Raw genomic sequence first — 17,707 nt, forward strand, 5'->3', positions numbered from 1 at the left:
TGTTCTGCCATCCGCGAATTCTATGGCAACTTTCGTGTGGCACCTTGTGAACGGTGCGGTGTGTAGGTACGGTCAAATTAACTCCGGGCGACGAGGCTCGGGTCAACCTGTGGTTTACCGATCACGGTTGTGAGGATCGCTTGAGCGTGGCTTACCTGCATACGCAATGGCAGATCGGAGGAACGATGAGTACTACCGTGCCCGTAAAAGCCCAGAAATCTGAGCCTAAGAAGCAGAACCCTGAGTTCGTGCAGCTTCTTGACCCTGATGGAAATCGGCTGAGCGATGGCCTCTATGACCCTTGGGTTTCGGATGTCACAGGTGATCAACTCGCGAGCCTCTATGAAGACCTCATTATTGTGCGTCGCATCGATACTGAAGCGACTGCCCTTCAACGTCAGGGCGAACTAGGCCTCTGGCCGCCGCTGCTCGGTCAAGAAGCCGCCCAAGTCGGTTCAGCTCGCACTCTGCGCCCCGACGACTTTGTGTTCTCCAGCTACCGCGAGAACGCTGTCGCCTACTGCCGCGGCGTGAAGCTGCCCGATCTCGTGCGGGTGTGGCGTGGTACCGCAGCCTCGGGGTGGGATCCGTTCTCTGTCGGAATGGCTACCCCCGCAGTGATTATTGGTGCCCAGACGCTGCATGCCACCGGATACGCCGTCGGATGTAAAAAGGACGGCGTTGACAGCGTTGCGGTCGCCTATTTCGGTGACGGTGCCACCAGCGAAGGTGATGTGAGCGAAGCGATGGTCTTCGCGGCCTCCTTCAGTGCTCCCGTCATCTTCTTCTGCCAGAACAACCAGTGGGCCATCTCCGAGCCCGTGGGGTTGCAAGCACAGCGGCCGATCGCCGATCGTGCACCCGGATTCGGCATCCCAAGCATCCGGGTTGATGGAAACGACGTGCTCGCCGTCATGGCCGCAACCCGCAGCGCCCTTGACCGTGCACGCAACGGCGGAGGCCCCACCTTCATCGAAGCCGTGACGTACCGCCGTGGACCGCACACCACCTCTGACGACCCGAGCCGCTATGTCGACCCGGTGGTTGCCAAAGAGTGGGAAGCACGGGATCCGATCGCGCGCGTCGAAGCCTTTTTGCGCAGAGAAGGGGTGCTGACCGACGAACTGGCGGCATCCATTCAGGGCCGGGCAGATCAGGTCGCTGCAGAGTTCCGTGCAGGATGTCTCGGGCTCGAGAACCCCGAACCGCTCAGTGTGTTCGACAACGTCTACGCGACCGAGCACTCGGGCCTTGCCCGTCAAAAAAGCCAATACAAGGCCTATCTAGAGGGGTTTGAGAAATGACTGAACTAACTCTGGCAAAAGCTCTCGGCTTAGGATTGCGCCGAGCACTCAGCGACGACGATAAGGTCGTGCTGCTGGGCGAAGACATCGGAACATTGGGCGGAGTTTTTCGTGTGACCGATGGTCTTCAGCGTGATTTCGGCACAGAACGAGTGATGGATACTCCACTTGCCGAGGCAGGAATCATCGGCATGGCGGTCGGGCTCGCATTCCGCGGCTACCGTCCGGTGTGCGAAATCCAGTTCGACGGATTCATCTATCCGGGCTTCGACCAGATCGTTGCCCAGGTAGCAAAGCTGCACTACCGAACGGCCGGAAATGTGCGGATGCCCCTGACGATTCGTGTGCCGTACGGCGGAGGCATCGGCGCGGTTGAGCATCACTCCGAGTCGCCCGAAGCGTATTTTGCGCACACTGCAGGATTGCGGGTCGTGACCTGTTCGACCCCGCAGGACGCGCACAGCATGCTGCGTGAAGCGATCGCGAGCGATGACCCCGTGCTGTTCTTTGAGCCCAAGCGCCGCTACTGGACAAAGGGCGAAGTCGACGAAGACGCTGTTGGTCTGCCCATGGGTAAAGCACGCGTTGTTGTTGAGGGCACCGATGTGACTCTTGTCACGTATGGTCCGCTGGTGGCGACGGCTCTGGATGCCGCACTGGCGGCAGCCGACGACGGAATCTCTATTGAGGTGGTCGATTTGCGTTCGCTCTCACCGGTCGACTTCGACACCGTTTCGGCAAGCGTGCAGAAGACTGGGCGGCTCGTGATCACCCACGAAGCATCCGAGTCTGGCGGCCTTGGCGCTGAAATTGCAGCGACTCTGACCGACCGCTGTTTCTACTACCTTGAGTCGGCTCCCGTGCGGATCACGGGCTTCGATGTGCCCTATCCGCCAGCAAAGTTGGAGGACCACTTCTTGCCTGACCTCGACCGCATTCTCGATGGTGTTGATCGCGCTCTTGGTCGCGTGAATTCGCTCACAGGATGGAGTGCGTGATGGCCGTTAAGGAGTTCGCTCTGCCCGATCTGGGGGAGGGCCTCACCGAATCAGAGATCGTTGAATGGCACGTGGCCGTCGGCGATATGGTGACGTTGAACCAGCCCATTGCCGAAGTCGAAACGGCGAAAGCGATTGTGTCACTGCCGTCGCCGGTTGCTGGCAAGATCGCAGCGCTGCATGCTGAGCCGGGTGCGACAGTGACCGTCGGCACCAAGATCGTCACGTTTGAGCTCGAGGGTGCTGCCGTCGGTTCCGGTGGTGCTGGCGATGCCAGTGCTGCGGCCGATGCCGGTGGTGCGGAGAAGTCGGATGCTCCCGAGCGCAACTCGGTCTTGGTCGGGTATGGCCCTGCTGTAGAGAGCGGCAAGCGCCCGACGCGAAAGCCTCGCACGACGCAATCAGTCCCGCAGGAGAACGAACCGGCGACTGCTGCCGACGCTCCCGCTTCGACCGTTGAAGCATCCGCCCAATCCGACGGAGTCACCGCCACGCCGGCCGAGGCGCGCACCAAGACCACTCCGCCAGTTCGCAAGCTCGCACACGACCTCGGGGTCGACCTCACGCGAGTGCAGGGCAGCGGACCTGATGATGTCATCACCCGTGACGACGTGTCGAAGGCGGCCGATGCCGGAGGCCACAGTTCAGTCGAGGCCGTGACGTCAGCTACAGGCGAATCGTCGACACGAGCGGGCGGATCGAACGCTCGCCTGCGTGAGCAGCGCACTCCGATTAAATCGGTGCGCAAGGCAACCGCTGCAGCGATGGTGTCGAGCGCGTTTACGGCGCCTCATGTCACCGAGTTTTTGACGATTGACGTGACCCGAACCATCGAACTTGTTGCGCGACTGAAAGCTGGGGGCGGCGCGGCATCCGTGCTCGCAGTCATCGCAAAAGCGATGTGTATCGGCATCGCTCGCAATCCTTCACTTAATTCGCGGTGGGATGCCGAAGCCAACGAGATCGTCGAGTTCGGCTACGTGAATCTGGGCATTGCTGTCGCGACACCGCGGGGTCTGATGGTTCCCAACCTCAAAGACGCCGATGCGATGAACCTGGCTGAACTAACGGGCGCCATCGGCGCTATCGCCCGTGATGCGCGCGCAAGCAAAACCACCCCGGCATCGCTGAGCGGCGGAACAATCTCGATCACCAACGTTGGTGTGTTCGGAATCGATGCAGGCACCCCCATCCTGAATCCAGGCGAAGCCGCGATTCTTGCCATGGGCGCAGTGCGAAAAATGCCGTGGGAACACCGTGGTGAGGTTGCGCTACGCGACGTGATGACGCTCAGCCTGTCGTTCGATCACCGACTCGTTGATGGCGAACAGGGCGCCCGATTCCTCACCGACGTTGGCGCGATTCTGCGGGACCCAGGCATCGTTCTGAGCATGGTGTGACACGAGGGGTGGCCGATTCAGGGGACAATGGTCTTATGACCGAAAATCTCGACCCCGCTGCGGCCACCACTAAACCGCGTGTATCGCGACGTTTGCTGTGGGGCGTTTTTGCGCTCGCGGCGTTCGTGGTTGCTGTCGACCAGTCGAGCAAATGGTGGGCTGTATCAACCCTCGGTGACGGAAAGAACATCCCCATAATCGGTGACCTGCTTTCGTTCCAGCTCGTCTACAACCCCGGTGCGGCGTTCTCCATCGGCGAAGAATTCACCTGGGTGCTCACGATCATTGCCGCGATCGCGGTCGTTGCGATTATTCGGTATGCGTGGCACGTCGAGTCTCGCGCATGGGCGTTTGCGCTCGGCCTCCTGCTCGGCGGAGCGACCACTCACTTGGGCGATCGGCTATTCCGCGATCCCGGCTTTGCTCGCGGTCATGTCGTCGACTTCATCAACTACAACGGATACTTCATCGGCAATATTGCCGACATCGCGCTCGTTGGCGCTGCCACCATGATCGTGATCATTTCGCTCATGGGCATCGCCAGCAAGCCTGAGCCGGTTGCAACCAGTGGTACGGATGCTGCGGCGGCGCCCGCGGCGACAGACTCATCCGCGCCCGAAAAGTAGTAAGCGCCCGCGCGGCCATGACGGCTCACTCATCTAGAATTGCGGGATGACTGACCTCAGCCTGCGCATGCCCAACACGCGACTGCGGGCCGTTCTCAATCTTGGAACGAGACGTACGCCACCGATTGATCTGCCACCGGCACTGTCCGATCCTGAACTCTTTGCGGACTGGGACGACGAAGCGCAACTGAGCGATCTGCACGTCGAGTATGGGAATGGCCAGCTGCACCTCGAGACGACCAGCGCCGGCGTCAGCCATCATTTCCATACCCCGGCCGGCGAGCATCGCGACTCCAGCCCATGGTCGGCCGACGACACCAGCACGCTCCTGCAGTGGGCGACGAGGCTGGCCAGCGACTTCCACGCGCTCATTCCGAACCTGCTAGACGACATCACCCAGGCTGCGGCCTGGCGCGACACCGGGTTTGATCTCTACATTTGCGAGGTGGAGGAGCCTGTGCAGCTCGAGTTGCTTGAGATCGAGGTTGAGGGAGAGCTGTTGACGCTGCCCTGGCTCGGCGCCGGGAGCGTGACCCACGACCACATCGAGGGCGAGAATCATCCGATCGCACTCGCCTGGGGCGCTGGAGAGTCTGAGCCCGACCAACCGATCGCCGAAGCCTGGACTGACGCCCGCACGGGTTCGCCCCGCTCCAAAGCTCTGCCCGGGGTCGACTGGGACGTTATCGGACTCCCCTCAGACGAAGTCTTGCCGTGGCTGGAGGGCATCTACCTCAACCACCATGTAATACCGGATGCGGCGGGCACGCTCCTGAACGCCGTACTGCGGCGCCTGGGCGGCCTCGACGAGTCCTGAGGCTTAGAGCCTGACCACTGGAGCCGCCATAGCGACTGGTAGCTCTGATTGAGGCAGCGTGTGTTCCGACCGTGGCCTCGGCCTCGACCTCTGCATGGTCGTGGCGAGCGCCGGGAGGCTGACTCCCGCGCTGTAGCCGGGGTCGCGACCAGTGACGACGGTGGAGATCGAGACGGTGGCGGCGTCTGAGGGGTAACTCGCCTAGAAGTCTTGGCCGCTGGTGGGCTGAGCTGCAGCACTCGGGTAGTAACGGCCGAGGTGTACGCGCTGCGAGAGCCGAATGGCCGGGCGAATCAGCATTTCAATGCTGCCGAGCACGAATAGCCAGGTGCCGGCGTGCGTGAGTTCAGGAGTGAAGAAGAGGATGCTCCCCACGAGAAACAGCAACCCAATCAGGATGTCGTTCACGATGCTCAGAGCTTCGTAGCGTTGACGAATCACTAGCTCGTCGCGGCCGATATGGAACACGATCGGGTTCTTGGCGTTCGCTTTGTGGCTGCTAGAGGCGGTGTCGCTCATGCGTTTCGTCCTTCGATCGGTCAGCGCGGGTCGCCCACAGTTTCGCAGTGACGGCAGTGCGGCGCCAAACCCGGACGAAACGGAGTGGCCGAAAAGTCAGTGCGCGTTCGGCGCACACGAAAGGGCCTGCGACCGTCAAGTCGCAGGCCCTCCATCGTGTTGCTCGCTCTAGCGTTCGGTGTTGCCTCGGTCGTGGTTGCTTTCGGCGCGGTCGCCTCGGTCGCCACGTGCGCCAAGGATCTCGGCGTCCATGGCCTTCTGAACGGCGTCAGCCTCAGTTTGAGTCAGCGTGCCGTCGGTGACAGCGTCGTCGAGGGTTGCCGCGTGTGATGCGGACCGTTCAGCCTGCATCTCGGTGCGGAGCTCGGTCAGCGCCGCGGTGACGGTGTCTTCGTCGATGTTGAGCTCGGAGGCGAGAGCCGAAACGAATGCGGACTGGCGGGCATCCTTGGCGGCTTCCCGCTCGTCTGCGGTGGCATCCGCGTCTGGGCGGTTGGCGGGATCGGCGGCATCACGCACGGCCGACATGGCGTCAGTCACGGCGGTCTCAGCGACTCCCAGCTTGGTGGCGAGCGCTGCGGCGTCGAATCCATTTCCGCGGTGACCACGGCCAGCGTGGTCACCGGTTGTCGTGTCGCCCGATTCGGACGCGCTAGTGCTGGTGGCGTGGGTTGTGGAAGTTTCAGCCTGGGCGGGCAGGGCCATGGCCAACCCGACAGACGAGACCAAAACTACGCCCGCTGCTCCGGTGATCAATTTCTTGTTCATGGTGGTTCCTTTCATCCTTTCCGGAATATCCGGTGTGTTAGATGAAGACTGCTGGCCGTGCCTATCAGGACACTATGGCGAAGCTGAGAGAACGGTGAGGAAAGCGTGATTGATCGTGGGGGAGGTCCTGGGCCTCTGGCCGCACCTCTCAGCTGTCACGTCTCACGTCTCACGTCTCACGTCTCACGTCTCACGCCTTACGCCTCAGGCGTCGAGCGCCGCCAACGCCATCCGTTCGAGCACGGCACGCGTAGCGCCCGCACGCCCACTGTGGGGAGTGGAGTTGATGAGGCCGAAGGTGGCATGCGCGCGCGTGCGTAATTCACTCGTGGCGGCATCCGGATGCAGGCGAGCGAGCGTGGCAACCCACAGCTCGACGTAGCTGCGCTGCAGCGCGCGCACGGTGTGCCGGTCGTCGTCGGTGAGACTATCGAGATCACGATCCTGCACGCGGATGACGTTGGCATTGGCGAGCGCAAACTCGACGTGGAACTCCACGAGGCTTTCGAGCGCGGCGCGGGCCGAGGGTGCGGACTCAATCACGGTGTTGGCTCCCGCGCAGAGGTCGGTGCTGGCATCCACGAGCATTGCGGCGAGTACTGCCTGTTTCCCGTCGAAGTGGCGGTAGACGGCGGGGCCACTGACGCCAGCGGCTGAGCCAAGATCTTCGAGCGAAACCCGAGTGAAGCCGCGCTCGGCGAAGAGGCTGGCGGCAGCATCGAGGAGTGCTTCTCGCCGATCTGCTTTCGCTTGGCTTCGCGGAGTTGGCGTTTCGTTCATGCTCAGAGTCTAGACAGTTCGGTTAATGCTCGCTAACCTAATTTGAGTTAGTAGTGACTAACCCAAGTGGCCATAAGCTGCGCAGAACGAAGGTGTTCGATGGAGAGAATTTCTACAGCCGCCCAACCGTCTCATCCGACGTTCGCGGCCAACGAAGAGTCAATGCGCTCACTCGTGGAGCAATTGCGCGAGCGACTCGCGACGGCGGCTCTCGGTGGCTCGGAGAAGTCTCGCGAACGTCACGTGTCTCGCGGCAAGCTGCTGCCTCGCGATCGCGTCGATGAGCTTCTGGATGAGGGAAGCCCCTTCATCGAAATCGCCCCTCTCGCGGCCAACGGCATCTACGACGATCAAGCGCCCGGTGCTGGGGTCATCGCCGGCATCGGTCTCATCCACTCTCGCCCGGTTCTTGTCATCTCGAACGACGCGACGGTCAAGGGCGGCACCTACTTTCCGCTCACCGTCAAGAAGCACTTGCGGGCTCAAGAGATCGCGCTTGAAAACAAGCTGCCGTGCGTGTACCTGGTCGACTCAGGCGGCGCCTTCTTGCCGATGCAAGACGAGGTCTTTCCCGACCGCGATCACTTCGGGCGCATCTTCTACAACCAGGCGCGACTCTCGGCGGCGGGCATCCCGCAAATCGCCTCGGTCATGGGCTCCTGTACGGCTGGTGGCGCCTATGTGCCGGCCATGAGCGATGAGACGATCATTGTGCGCAATCAGGGCACGATCTTCTTGGGTGGTCCTCCGCTCGTGAAGGCGGCCATTGGTGAGATCGTGACGGCCGAAGAGCTTGGCGGGGGAGACGTGCACGCTCGCACCTCGGGCGTTACCGATCACCTCGCCGATGACGACCGGCACGCGCTGCAGATTGTGCGCGACATCATCGCGACGATCCCGAAGCCTGCTGCTCCCGCCTGGGACGTCATCGAATCGCGTCCTCCGGACGTGAACCCCGATGAGCTCTACGGCGTCGTACCGACAGACGTGCAGAGCCCCTACGAAGTGCGCGAAGTGATCGCCCGCCTCGTTGATGGCAGCGAGTTCCACGAGTTCAAGAAGGAATACGGCACGACACTCATCACGGGCTTCGCGACGCTGCACGGACACCTGGTCGGCATCATTGCGAACGCTGGTGTGCTGTTCAGCGAGTCGGCCCTCAAGGGTGCTCACTTCATCGAGCTGTGTGATCAGCGCGGCATTCCGCTGCTGTTTCTGCAGAACATTTCGGGATTCATGGTCGGCAAGGAATATGAAGCCGGCGGCATCGCCAAGAACGGTGCCAAGATGGTCACCGCGGTCGCCACGACGCGTGTGCCCAAGTTCACCGTCGTGATCGGGGGATCGTTCGGTGCCGGCAACTATTCGATGTGTGGACGCTCCTATTCGCCTCGTTTCTTGTGGATGTGGCCCAACGCCCGCATCTCGGTCATGGGCGGCCCTCAGGCTGCCGCCGTGCTCTCCACGGTTCGCCGCGATCAGCTCGGCGAAGATGAGTTCACCGACGACGACAAGGTCGCATTCGAGAAGCCCATCCGTGAGCAATACGAACGTCAGGGCAGCCCGTATTATTCGACGGCCCGCCTGTGGGATGACGGAATCATTGACCCCAAGGACACTCGAGACGTGCTCGGCATGGCTCTCGATATCGCTGCGGCCACCCCGCTGCCAGACCCGGGCTTCGGCCTCTTCCGGATGTGATGGCCATGTTTTCTGCTGTTCTGGTCGCCAATCGTGGCGAAATTTCCTGTCGCATCACGCGCACCCTGCACTCGATGGGAATCCGCTCCATCGCGGTGTACACCGAGCACGACCGGGATGCGAAGCACGTACGGGTCGCGGATTCCGCAGTCCTAATCGAGAGCTACCTGTCGGTCGATGAGGTCGTTGCTGCCGCCCATGCCGTTCCGGGCATGAACGCTGAGGCGATTCATCCGGGCTACGGATTTTTGTCGGAGAACGCGCACCTCGCTGAGGCGTGTGTAGCGGCCGGCGTGACATTCATCGGTCCGGGCGTTGAGGCGCTCGAGATCATGGGCGACAAGATCGCCTCGAAGAAGCACGTGACCGAGCGCGGCGTCGCCGTGATTCCCGGTGTTGCTGAGCCGGGCATGACGAACGATGATCTTGTGGCTGCGGCCGACGATGTCGGGTTCCCCCTGCTCATCAAGCCGTCGGCGGGCGGTGGCGGTAAGGGTATGACGATTGTGCGCGAGGCTGCCGCGGTTTCCGATGCTCTCGCTTCCGCTCGTCGTGTTGCCAGTGCGGCGTTTGGCGACGACACCCTCTTTCTCGAGCGCCTTGTGGAGAAGCCGCGCCACATCGAGGTGCAGGTTCTGGCCGACAGTCACGGCACGACGATTCATCTGGGGGAGCGCGAGTGTTCGCTGCAGCGCCGCCACCAGAAGATCATCGAAGAAGCGCCGTCGCCACTGCTCGATGAGGCGACGCGTCAGCGGATTGGTGAGGCCGCGTGTGAGGTTGCGCGCAGCGTCAGCTACGTCGGCGCAGGCACCGTGGAGTTCTTGGTTTCCGACAACGCGCCCGATGAGTTCTTCTTCATGGAGATGAACACGCGCCTGCAAGTGGAGCATCCAGTCACCGAATTGGTCACAGGCATCGACCTGGTGGAGTGGCAAGTGCGCATTGCTGCGGGTGAGAAGCTCACAGTGGAGACGCCGAAGCTCAGCGGCCACTCGGTTGAGGCCCGCATCTATTCCGAAGACCCGGCCAACGACTTCTTGCCCTCTGCGGGCCAGATCGTTGACCTTCACGAGGCCACCGACGTGCGTGTCGATAGCTCGCTCGTCGAGGGTGGCACTGTCTCCGCCAACTACGACCCGATGCTCGCCAAGGTCATCTCGCACGCGGCCACGCGAGAAGAAGCCCTCACGAAGCTCGATCGCGCACTGGCTGACACCGTAATCCTGGGCGTCACCACCAACATCGAATTCTTGCGTGCGCTGCTCGCTCGCGACGACGTTCGCGCCGGTGCGCTCGATACGGGCCTCATCGAACGGGCTCTGGCCGAGATCGAGTTCACGGCCCCGAGCCCTGCCGTGCTTGCTGCGGCGGCCCTGAGCATCCATTCTGAGCGGTGGATGCCGGGCTCACCCTGGCAGCAGCCGAGCGGCTGGAGAGTCGGTCAGCATCGCCCGGCCCGCTACCGTATCGAGTGTGCTGGGATTGTGCACGAGGTTCTGGTTACCGGACCGCCGAGCGCTGCGGAAGTCACGGTCGCGGGGGAGAGCAAGCCAGCTCGGCTGACCTCGACCGGCATCGAGTGGGGCACGCTGAGCGTCGCTCTCACCATCGCTCGCGACAGCGCGACCGCAGCTTCCGAAGCCTCCACCATCTGGATCGCCCAGCAGGGCACTTCGTTCGCCCTGAAAGAGCAGAGCCGCGCCGAATCGCTAACAGCCCATCGCGCCACGCTCGCGAGGGTCGCCGGCGTCATCGATCCCGAACTGCGTTCGCCCATGCCCGGCACCGTTGTTGCGGTTGCTGTTGCTCACGGCGACACGGTAACTGCCGGTCAAACGGTACTAACGATTGAAGCCATGAAGATGGAACACCCCGTCGTCGCGACCCTTGATGGGGTTGTCGAGATCAGCTTGAAGCCTGGCGATCTGGTCACACGAGACCAGATTGTTGCCCGAATCGAATCGCCACAAGCGAGCATTGAAGGAGAAACCCCATGAGTTACGAAATTTCCCACCTCGGCCTTACCGACGAGCAGAAGAAGCTGAAAGCCGACGTCCGCCACTTCGCCGACACCGTCGTGGCACCGGCGGCGTACGAGTACGACACGAAGCGTGAACTGCCGTACGACATCATCGCCCAGATGGGGGAGATGGGCCTCTTTGGTTTGCCCTTCCCGAAAGAATTCGGTGGTCAAGGAAAAGACTATGTTTCGCTGTGCCTAGCGATTGAAGAGCTGGCTCGCGTAGACCAGTCGATCGCGGTCACGCTCGAAGCCGGCATTGGCCTCGGTGCGATGCCTATCTTCAAACAGGGCACCGAAGAGCAGAAGCAGGAGTGGGTTCCGATGCTCGCGCGTGGTGAAGCACTGGCTGGTTTCGGGCTTACCGAGGCGGATGCCGGATCCGATGCTGCCGGAACCAAGACCACGGCGGAGCTCATCGATGGTGAATGGGTTATCAATGGAACGAAGCAGTTCATCACTAATTCGGGCAGCGAGATCACGAAGGTCGTGACAGTGACGGCAGTGACGGGCCGCCGCGAAAACGGCAAGCCTGAGCTCAGCGCCATTCTGGTTCCCAACGGTACGCCCGGCTTCACGGTGCACCCGCCCTATGACAAGGTCGGCTGGCACACGTCTGACACGCATCCTCTGTCGTTCGACAACGTGCGTGTTCCCGAAGCGAACCTGTTGGGTGAGCGCGGTCGCGGCTTCGCTAACTTCATCGAAACCCTTGATGAGGGGCGTGTTGCGTTCTCCGCGCTCTGCGCGGGCGCAGCGCAAGGTTGTCTCGAAGAGTCGATTCGCTACGCCAACGAGCGCCATGTCTTCGGTCGCTCGATTGGCTCGAACCAGCACATCGCGTTCAAGATTGCGCGGATGCAGGCACGAGTTCACTCGGCACGCTTGGCAACCTACGATGCAGCCCGCAAACTGGTTGCCGGAGGTCCTTTCAAGATGGAGGCGAGCTTGGCGAAAATGATCAGCAGCGAGGCGGCCATGGATAACGCACGAGACGCAACACAAATCTTTGGCGGCTACGGCTTCCTCAACGAGAACCCTGTCGCTCGCCACTACCGCGACTCCAAGGTGCTCGAACTGGGCGAAGGTACGACCGAGGTGCAGATGATGGTCATTGCTCGTGAGCTGGGGTTCGCCACACTATGACCGGCAAACGCATTCAGCAGCGCGGCCTCTGGTTCGAGGAATTCGAAGAGGGTGTCGTCTATCTGCACGCGCCCGGCCGCACCGTCACCGAAGCCGACAATGTCTTCTTCACGACGCTCACGATGAACACGCAGTCCTTGCATTTGGATGCTGCGTGGTCGGCCGAGCAGCCCTTCGGGCAGCGTTTGGTGAACTCGATGTTCACGCTCTCGACGATGGTGGGAGCATCCGTCGCTCAGCTGACTCAGGGCACTATTGTGGCCAACTTGGGCTTCACCGAGGTCAACTTTCCGCATCCGCTGTATCACGGCGACACGATGTATTCCGAGACCGAAGTGTTGGAGAAGCGGCTCTCGAAGTCGCGGCCAGGGCAGGGCATCATCACGCTGCGTCACACCGCCAAGAACCAAGAAGGCGTTGTCGTTGCTGTGGCAACCCGCTCGGTGATGGTCTGGACTGAGGAGAACGCACCATGAGCTTCACACTGGGCCCGTCGATTCTGTTTGTTCCTGCTGACCGCCCCGATCGCTACGCGAAAGCACTGGAGCGGGCGGATGCCGTGATTATCGACCTTGAGGATGCTGTCGCGAGCGTCGACAAGGCTGCGGGTCGCAAGGCACTCATCGCGAACCCGCTGGATCCGGCACGCACCATCGTGCGCATCAACCCCGCGGGTACCCAAGACCACGACAGCGACCTCGAAGCTCTCGAACAGACCGAGTACCGCACCGTCATGTTGTCGAAGGCAGAGTCGGTCGCCGATTTCGATGCGCTCACCGAGCTCGACGTAATCGCCCTGTGCGAGACGGCTCGCGGTGTGCTCGCAGCAACTAGCCTTGCGGCGCTCGATTGCGTGGTCGCTCTCATGTGGGGTGCCGAAGATTTGGTTGCCTCGCTCGGGGGAACTTCGTCACGTGTTGACGACGGGCCCTACCGGGGCGTGGCGCTTCATGCGCGGTCGTCGGTGTTGCTTGCGGCTGGTGCCTATTCGAAGGCAGTGATCGACGCCGTGCATCTCGACATTGCCGACACGGAGGGTCTCGGTGCTGAGGCTCGGGATGCTGCAGCACTCGGGTTCACGGCGACGGCCTGCATTCATCCCTCTCAGGTCGCGGTTGTGCGCGAGAGCTATGCGCCGACCGTCAAGGAGATTGCGTCAGCGCGCGCACTCTTGGCGGCTGCAGAGGGCCAGCACGGCGTCTTCAGCTTTGAGGGCCGGATGATCGACGGCCCGATCCTGCGTCACGCCGAGTGTGTGGTTGCGCGGGCGGTGCTGCGCGAGGGGTAAACAAGCAGATCTGCGCGATTTAGACCTGTTCGTTTTTGTTTGCGACGGTCGACCGTCCAGCATGGCGTGATGTGCTCGTTGAAGTTGCAGCGCCAAACTGCCCTAGATGTTTACAGCCGATGGAAGTTCGTGCTTCGTGGTGCGAAAGTTGTCAGCATGTCATTTCGTCGCCGAGGTCAGCGGAGATTGAGCGCCTTGGCTAGAGCGTCCGTGTCGGCTGCGCCCGGAGGACCTGCATAGCCATTTTGTGCCATGACAATGAGTTCTTGGCCAGATGGCAGCGGGAATGCTTTGGCTGTGCGGCTCGGAGTCGCCCATTCCACTTTGAGGTCACGTCCAGGTGGGAGGTTTAGACGACGCGGTACGTCGAACCATGGTTTACCGAAGGCGAACACAAAACTGGAATTGAGCTCTCCAAGCGGCTCAAGGATGAACTCGCGGAGCGCTTCGGCCGGTGGTGCCATAGATCCGGTCACTCGGGAAGAATGGTAGGGATATAACTCGAAAAATACCCCGTTAGACATCTGCCATTCGGAACGCTCAAATAGACGCTGAGCGAATTTGAATCGGTTGCGGTAAAAGCGATTCCGGCCGTGGATCGACTCCCAAAGCTCACCGACGTACGGGGCCGTAGAAGCCCAGTCGTGATAGGTCATCGACTCTAATTGCTTAACAAAGTAGCCGCCATGCGCTTGGAAGCGTGGCACGGCACCACCCGGATTCAACCCGAGCATAATGATCGGCGCGTCATTGCCAATTAATTTGCCTGTATACGGTTCTGGAAACACGTCGAGGCGCACAGCGCCGTGGCCCTTGCCCTGATACGAGTCGAACCAGGGACGGAGGCGATCCGGAACGTCGAGGTCGCCACGAATCCAACGTTCTGTTTCGCGATCCCAGAACTTTACGAGATCAACGAGTGCAGACATGCGCTAATGGTACTTAAAGTCCGTGGCCTCATGAACACCATGCGGTGAACGTCGTCGCTCCGACGATCTTCCTGCTGCTGCAAGATGGTCGTAGATTTGGGGCGTGAGCCTCGAACAAAGAATTCCACCGGTGGAAGATCTCCTCGCGTTCATTGAGGAGCAGGAAACGCGTCTGCTCGGTCGCACCTATGACATTAACGAAACGGACACACGTGAGTTCCATGTGATCTACGGCGTATGTGCACAGGCCATCCGTTATGCCGCTGCGTTCGCTGCGCTACACAGGGCGGGAAGACCGCGCGAAGCGGTGGTTCTCGCGCGGCAAGCAATCGAGCATGCCGCAACGGCGCAATGGGCGCATTTCACCAGCGGCGGCCTCGAGAAGCTCATCACGACCATCCAAGCTACTCACCTCGATTTCTACGGCAAAATGTCGACTTGGCTCAAGAATGAGCAACTCGTCGAAGCGATGGAGGTTGAGACCGAACGCCTTGGAAAACTCGGCAAAGGGATGCCGCCAGTCGTCGACAGGCTCCGTGCAGCCGACCAAAAGCACATGCTCGAAATGGTGTACAAACAGCAGTCTCAGCTAGCTCATGTCACCAGCAGCTCAACGACAGGTTTCCTTCGAATAGAGGGTGCCGAGATGCGATTGATGCCAACTTCGACGGATCCTCACGGCGTGAACACCACCTATATTGCGGCGATGGCAGCCATGTTCGCCGCTTGGCTGGTGGAAGATCTAATTGTCGGAAAGCCTCGAATGGCGAGGCTTGACCAGCAGTCCGATGAGTTATTACTGCCGATCAACGTCGAGGAATCTATTCTTGGCGGAGTATCCGACTGAGGCTCTAGGGCAAATGCGGGATCAGGGGACCCGATAAATGAGGTCGGGCCCGTTACTTTTCAGCACCGCAACCTGATGGAAGGCTAAGGAACTCGCGACAGGTATCGCTGCCGCGACTGCGGCATCAACCAGAGTTTGATCGCCCACTGTTGTGGGGGCGGTCCATTCGTCCCAGAACTCGCGGGGGAGTGTCACCGGGTTTCGGTCGTGAAGGTGGGCGAGTTCAGGAACGCTGGCCATTGTGAGGATCGTTGTTGAGAGCAACCACGCGTCGTCGCCTTCCTGGGAAGGGTCTTTCCACCAGGAGTACACACCGGCGAATCCGAGTAGGTCGCCTGCTGAATCGTAGATGAAGTTGGGTGTCTTGGTTTTTCCTTCAGTGACCCATTCGAAGTAGCCGGTCGCCGGCACGATGGCCCGTTTGGATTTCACAGGGTTCTTCCACGTGGCCTTCTCGTGATGTTCTCTGAGCGTGCATTGAACGTTGGGAACTTCTGCGAAAGGTCCTTCGCCCACGCGGCAACGAGAGACCACCGAGCAAGCTCGGCGCGGTGCCCATGCTCTTCGTCCTTGAAAAGGATCGGTATCTGCGTTGTCGGTTTGATGTTCCACGAGGCAGACCACTCACGGAAGTCACCACCGGCAGCAACATACTCCTCGATCAGGGCGTTGACTTTGTCGTCAAGAACGAATCGGGACTGCTGTCGCCCTCGGTGCGTATGAGGACTCTTTGGGCGAGTTGGGCATACCGCTTGCTGAGGCGATGTCACCGGATGCTGACCCGGATAACCCCGACGGCAAGTACCGCTACGAGGCTTGGATGCCTACCCGTGATTGGTCACTGTTTGCGCTCGAAACTGAGTAGAACAAACCTGAGTGGTCTGGCAATAACTATTTGCGTTCCCGAAAGTTTGGGGTCATACGGGTGGAACGCTAGCTCAGTAATGCGTCGGCTGGTTCTGTGATTTTCCCGTTCTCGATTGTGACGATACAGATCATGGTTTTTTTGTAGGTTTTGTTATCGAGTTTGTAGGTCACGGTACCGCTAGATGTCCATGTTCGTTTGTTGTCATCGAGTGAACCCGAATCGCCCACCTCAAATAGTGCTTCGGAGAAGTCGAAAGTTTCGATCTCACTGAAGTCCCAGTTGGTACCGTCCGCTATTTGAGTTTTTGCGTCATCGGTGCACGCATCGCGGGCGATCGACTCTCCGCCTGCTGAGCATGCGGAAAGTGCCAGTACGGATAGTGTTGCGAGTCCTGTCGCGAATCGTTTCATGCTGCCACTCTACGACTTCATAGTGACATTCGCTCATCCCAGATAAAGGGGCTTTCATGGCCGACAGAACCGTTCGCGTGAATCTGGTAGCTCAGGCCACCGGGTATGTCTCTGGGGTGGATGCCGCTGCGAAGAAAAATTGTGAGGTGGGTTCTGAGGCTGAGGTGGGTCCGTAGTCGCGTAATCGGTTTTGTGGCCGGTTTCGTGGCGCAGGGGCGGGCTGATCCTCGTCGTGTGAGGTGACGGGTTCAGGTATCGCCGCGTTGCTGCCGACTGAAAAGAGAGCCAGAGTCGTGAGGCGCCGTAGGGCGGGGGCGCCCGCGGGGCGAGGCCGGTGGTTAGGTGGCTGGTCGGGGTGTCAGCGCGGTGTTTGTGGCCAGGATTGCTCGGGTCTGCGCGCTGTGTAGCTTCATCAGGTTGTGGCAGGCGGCGATGAGGTCCCACTCGTGGGCGGCTTGGTCCAGGCCGCGCAGCAGAACGAATTTTCCTTGCCGGGTGTGGATCTGACCGAACACGGGCTCCACCTCGGGCCACATAGTGGGTGACCGCGTTGGCGTTCAAAACTCCGCTTTCTGGGTACTAACGAGAGAGGGCGTGCCGCGCACCGTGGACGGCGTAATGAGGAGCCAGGTCGTGTTGTACGCCGTGACAACTTTGACCACTCTATTGAACTTCGCTCGTGCGCTCCAACGGTGCTTGAAGTAGAGAGTCTGTCGCGGGCCGGGCGACAGCTGCGTGAATCGCGGAGCCCACCGGATTGAGACGCCAGCCATTGAGCTCCGAAATTCACGGCTAAAGGGAGCTGGCGACAGCTAGAGGCTGCCGAGTGCGCCCCGGCTGGGTAGTGTTTGGTCGAGAGGTGCGCGTCACTGAAACGTGCGGAGGATGGGCGACGATGAAGGACACGAACAAAGACAATTCTTCTAACTCTGACTGGACCAGTGAGGTGCTAGACGAGTTAGGCAAGCAAGTGGACCAACTGATTACCGAATCTTCTGCGTTCAACCCCGGTGCCAACGAACTACACGCGTTCGTTGAAAAAACGTCTGGTGAGGTGGTCAACTTGCTAGTTGGCACGGAGAACCAGCTCAGCAATGCGATGCGCGAAATGCGCGAGTGGCTAGTGCAAGGATTTCAACGCGACCACGAGCTGTGGGGTCACGTCCCGCCGAGTGGTGTGATTTCTCATCTCCGTGCGGGTCAGTGGTTTTAGCTTACGCGGCGGTGAGTTCGGGGATGAGGTTCACCTCCTCGACAGTTTCGATGGCGACGTTCATGGCCTT

The 17,707-nt window shown here is 60.7% G+C and carries 19 protein-coding genes and 2 pseudogenes; 13 read left to right on the forward strand and 8 right to left on the reverse strand.

Going from position 1 to position 17,707, the window contains the following annotated elements; genetic code table 11:
- The first annotated feature begins 185 nt into the window (after positions 1-185).
- From pdhA to ACTJJW_RS05855, 5 genes are read left to right on the forward strand one after another with little or no spacing between them, the layout of a single operon-like run.
- Positions 186-1,304 (forward strand): pyruvate dehydrogenase (acetyl-transferring) E1 component subunit alpha, encoded by a 1,119-nt coding sequence (gene pdhA, locus ACTJJW_RS05835; protein ID WP_462643187.1) that lies wholly within the window; start codon positions 186-188, stop codon positions 1,302-1,304.
- Positions 1,301-2,302, forward strand: coding sequence for an alpha-ketoacid dehydrogenase subunit beta (locus ACTJJW_RS05840; protein WP_462643188.1), 1,002 nt, complete (start codon positions 1,301-1,303; stop codon positions 2,300-2,302). The genes pdhA and ACTJJW_RS05840 overlap by 4 nt, the downstream gene beginning before the upstream one ends.
- Positions 2,302-3,702 (forward strand): dihydrolipoamide acetyltransferase family protein, encoded by a 1,401-nt coding sequence (locus ACTJJW_RS05845; protein WP_462643189.1) that lies wholly within the window; start codon positions 2,302-2,304, stop codon positions 3,700-3,702. Before ACTJJW_RS05840 ends, ACTJJW_RS05845 begins: the two co-directional genes overlap by 1 nt.
- 35 nt (positions 3,703-3,737) lie before the next feature.
- The gene (locus ACTJJW_RS05850; protein WP_462643190.1) at positions 3,738-4,328 is read left to right on the forward strand and encodes a signal peptidase II; all 591 of its coding nucleotides are present in this window, start codon (positions 3,738-3,740) and stop codon (positions 4,326-4,328) included.
- A gap of 46 nt (positions 4,329-4,374) precedes the next feature.
- Positions 4,375-5,145, forward strand: a complete 771-nt coding sequence (locus tag ACTJJW_RS05855; RefSeq protein ID WP_462643191.1) for a hypothetical protein — start codon at positions 4,375-4,377, stop codon at positions 5,143-5,145.
- A 201-nt stretch (positions 5,146-5,346) separates the two neighbouring features.
- Here the strand turns inward: ACTJJW_RS05855 and ACTJJW_RS05860 are convergent, their stop codons facing one another.
- From ACTJJW_RS05860 to ACTJJW_RS05870, 3 genes are all read right to left on the reverse strand, one after another.
- The gene (locus tag ACTJJW_RS05860) at positions 5,347-5,664 is read right to left on the reverse strand and encodes a YrhK family protein (protein WP_462643192.1); all 318 of its coding nucleotides are present in this window, start codon (positions 5,662-5,664) and stop codon (positions 5,347-5,349) included.
- A gap of 168 nt (positions 5,665-5,832) precedes the next feature.
- The gene (locus ACTJJW_RS05865; RefSeq protein WP_462643193.1) at positions 5,833-6,432 is read right to left on the reverse strand and encodes a hypothetical protein; all 600 of its coding nucleotides are present in this window, start codon (positions 6,430-6,432) and stop codon (positions 5,833-5,835) included.
- A 204-nt stretch (positions 6,433-6,636) separates the two neighbouring features.
- On the reverse strand, positions 6,637-7,212 hold the full coding sequence (locus tag ACTJJW_RS05870) for a TetR/AcrR family transcriptional regulator (protein WP_462643194.1): 576 nt from the start codon (positions 7,210-7,212) through the stop codon (positions 6,637-6,639).
- Positions 7,213-7,311: 99 nt separating this feature from the next.
- On the opposite strand from ACTJJW_RS05870, the gene ACTJJW_RS05875 reads away from it, so the two are divergent.
- The 5 genes from ACTJJW_RS05875 to ACTJJW_RS05895 are packed head-to-tail and all read left to right on the forward strand — an operon-like array spanning position 7,312 to position 13,370.
- Positions 7,312-8,913, forward strand: coding sequence for a carboxyl transferase domain-containing protein (locus ACTJJW_RS05875; RefSeq protein WP_462643195.1), 1,602 nt, complete (start codon positions 7,312-7,314; stop codon positions 8,911-8,913).
- Positions 8,914-8,918: 5 nt separating this feature from the next.
- A complete protein-coding gene (locus ACTJJW_RS05880; RefSeq protein ID WP_462643196.1) occupies positions 8,919-10,913 on the forward strand; it encodes an acetyl/propionyl/methylcrotonyl-CoA carboxylase subunit alpha in 1,995 nt (664 codons plus the stop codon).
- Complete coding sequence (locus tag ACTJJW_RS05885; RefSeq protein WP_462643197.1) at positions 10,910-12,082, forward strand: acyl-CoA dehydrogenase family protein; 1,173 nt, start codon at positions 10,910-10,912, stop codon at positions 12,080-12,082. Before ACTJJW_RS05880 ends, ACTJJW_RS05885 begins: the two co-directional genes overlap by 4 nt.
- On the forward strand, positions 12,079-12,558 hold the full coding sequence (locus ACTJJW_RS05890; protein WP_462643198.1) for a MaoC family dehydratase: 480 nt from the start codon (positions 12,079-12,081) through the stop codon (positions 12,556-12,558). Before ACTJJW_RS05885 ends, ACTJJW_RS05890 begins: the two co-directional genes overlap by 4 nt.
- Positions 12,555-13,370, forward strand: coding sequence for an HpcH/HpaI aldolase/citrate lyase family protein (locus ACTJJW_RS05895; protein WP_462643199.1), 816 nt, complete (start codon positions 12,555-12,557; stop codon positions 13,368-13,370). Before ACTJJW_RS05890 ends, ACTJJW_RS05895 begins: the two co-directional genes overlap by 4 nt.
- Before the next feature lie 176 nt (positions 13,371-13,546).
- Here the strand turns inward: ACTJJW_RS05895 and brig1 are convergent, their stop codons facing one another.
- Positions 13,547-14,299 carry an anti-phage DNA glycosylase Brig1 gene (brig1, locus tag ACTJJW_RS05900; protein ID WP_462643200.1) on the reverse strand — a complete coding sequence of 251 codons (753 nt, stop codon included), beginning with the start codon at positions 14,297-14,299 and terminating at the stop codon, positions 13,547-13,549.
- A 103-nt stretch (positions 14,300-14,402) separates the two neighbouring features.
- Between brig1 and ACTJJW_RS05905 the strand changes: the two genes are divergently transcribed.
- On the forward strand, positions 14,403-15,146 hold the full coding sequence (locus tag ACTJJW_RS05905; RefSeq protein ID WP_462643201.1) for a hypothetical protein: 744 nt from the start codon (positions 14,403-14,405) through the stop codon (positions 15,144-15,146).
- 21 nt (positions 15,147-15,167) lie between these two features.
- Here the strand turns inward: ACTJJW_RS05905 and ACTJJW_RS05910 are convergent.
- Positions 15,168-15,916, reverse strand: a pseudogene (locus tag ACTJJW_RS05910) (SOS response-associated peptidase).
- On the opposite strand from ACTJJW_RS05910, the gene ACTJJW_RS05915 reads away from it, so the two are divergent.
- On the forward strand, positions 15,877-16,011 hold the full coding sequence (locus ACTJJW_RS05915; protein WP_462643216.1) for a hypothetical protein: 135 nt from the start codon (positions 15,877-15,879) through the stop codon (positions 16,009-16,011). The pseudogene ACTJJW_RS05910 and the gene ACTJJW_RS05915 sit on opposite strands and share 40 nt — an antisense overlap.
- Positions 16,012-16,079: 68 nt before the next feature.
- On the opposite strand, the gene ACTJJW_RS05920 is transcribed toward ACTJJW_RS05915, so the two are convergent.
- The 3 genes and pseudogenes from ACTJJW_RS05920 to ACTJJW_RS05930 form a co-directional block, all read right to left on the reverse strand.
- Positions 16,080-16,424, reverse strand: a complete 345-nt coding sequence (locus ACTJJW_RS05920) for a hypothetical protein (RefSeq protein ID WP_462643202.1) — start codon at positions 16,422-16,424, stop codon at positions 16,080-16,082.
- A gap of 338 nt (positions 16,425-16,762) precedes the next feature.
- Positions 16,763-16,948 (reverse strand): annotated as a pseudogene (locus tag ACTJJW_RS05925) (hypothetical protein); the annotation flags it as partial.
- Between the two features lie 33 nt (positions 16,949-16,981).
- On the reverse strand, positions 16,982-17,197 hold the full coding sequence (locus ACTJJW_RS05930; RefSeq protein ID WP_462643203.1) for a hypothetical protein: 216 nt from the start codon (positions 17,195-17,197) through the stop codon (positions 16,982-16,984).
- A 122-nt stretch (positions 17,198-17,319) separates the two neighbouring features.
- On the opposite strand from ACTJJW_RS05930, the gene ACTJJW_RS05935 reads away from it, so the two are divergent.
- Complete coding sequence (locus ACTJJW_RS05935) at positions 17,320-17,637, forward strand: hypothetical protein (RefSeq protein ID WP_462643204.1); 318 nt, start codon at positions 17,320-17,322, stop codon at positions 17,635-17,637.
- Positions 17,638-17,707 lie beyond the last annotated feature (70 nt).

This window comes from Rhodoglobus galactosidasius, assembly GCF_054957775.1.